Annotated in this window: 2 protein-coding genes; both read right to left on the minus strand. The window is 60.7% G+C overall.

Annotation, left to right across the window (positions count from 1 at the left end):
• Positions 1-347 precede the first annotated feature (347 nt).
• Entirely contained in the window at positions 348-800 is a 453-nt protein-coding gene (locus CW742_RS14330; RefSeq protein ID WP_292421544.1) for a DUF2202 domain-containing protein, read from the minus strand.
• Complete coding sequence (locus CW742_RS14335; RefSeq protein ID WP_292421546.1) at positions 797-1,027, minus strand: hypothetical protein; 231 nt, start codon at positions 1,025-1,027, stop codon at positions 797-799. The genes CW742_RS14330 and CW742_RS14335 overlap by 4 nt, the downstream gene beginning before the upstream one ends.
• Positions 1,028-1,141: the final 114 nt, after the last annotated feature.

Below are 1,141 nucleotides of genomic sequence, written 5' to 3' on the forward strand. Positions count from 1 at the left end.
GGTACAGCCCGGTCGGCACCATTTCGTTCGGGTACCCGGCGGAAAAACCGGAAGCAGATGAAAAGCTCCCCTCGAACGTAACGTGGGTACGGTAACTGCGTTTGCGCGACAATTCATATTCGGGCTGTGTCACGGCCGGACGGGAATGCTATCCGGGGCGGGAACCATGTCCCGTGGCCGGATCGCCCGGCAGTCATCACCGGCCCGTGCACGGTTGAGTATTGCCGGCAGATTCTGACGGTTTTCCCTGCCGTCGGAAATACCGGGGCGTGTGCCCGGGATGCGGAGGATTTTTTCGGAAAATAAAAAAAATCCGGAAAAAAGCGGGGGGGCGGGTGACGCCCGGCCTAACGGCCAAGCGCCCGCAGGAATGCACTTTTATGGTTCTCGGATCCCTGCCTGAGGTTGTTCCGGACCTGCAGGATATCAGGCCGCGTCGTGTTCGCAATCGCGTTATCGAGATCGGCGATATCCCGGATCTCGACTGCAAGCCCCGCTTCGAGCGCACCGGTCTGCGAAACGGCGCCCTCCTGCAGGAATGAATAGTACAGCGACCGGATCACGGGATTGTAATACCCGGCGGAAGCGTTTCCGATCCTGTCCGAAGGCAGCCCGTACCGGTCCATCAGCAGCTGGACTTCATAGATATGCATTGTCTCCGATTCCGCGATGTTTCCGAAGATCGGCATCGGGTACATCCCGGCCCAGCGGATGTACAGGTCGTAGGCCAGCTGCTCCTCTTCCCGCATGAAGAGAATGTCAGAAATTTCCGTTTCGCTCAGCGGGGCGGTATCGGTCATGGGCAGGAGCACCGGGTAATTCCCGCCTGCTCCCGGGCCGGTACCCGTTCCGGTGCCAGCTCCGGATCCACCTGTGCCGGTACCCTGTCCCTGCCCCGGCCCGAATCCGTAAGCATTGCCGGTTCCGGCAGGCTGCACAAGACCGCCCGGCCGGTTGCCAGGACAGCGACAATCACGATCAGAACAACAACGGCTCCACCGACAACGATCAGGGGTTGTCTGTCCACGGCTCCATCACTGATTTTTCCGTAGGGTGATGGGGGGGATAAAGGATGCCCGGGGTAGCGGGTGGACGGCCTGCGAACGAGTTTCGGGTGCAGACCTGATGCGCGACGGGCCAA

Source organism: Methanoregula sp. (assembly GCF_002835825.1).
In the GTDB taxonomy this organism is placed as follows: domain Archaea; phylum Halobacteriota; class Methanomicrobia; order Methanomicrobiales; family Methanospirillaceae; genus Methanoregula.

Coding starts and splice junctions, on each gene's coding strand:
- CW742_RS14330 (WP_292421544.1), bottom strand. CDS start 800: ATGACCGATACCGCCCCGCTGAGCGAAACGGAAATTTCTGACATTCTC.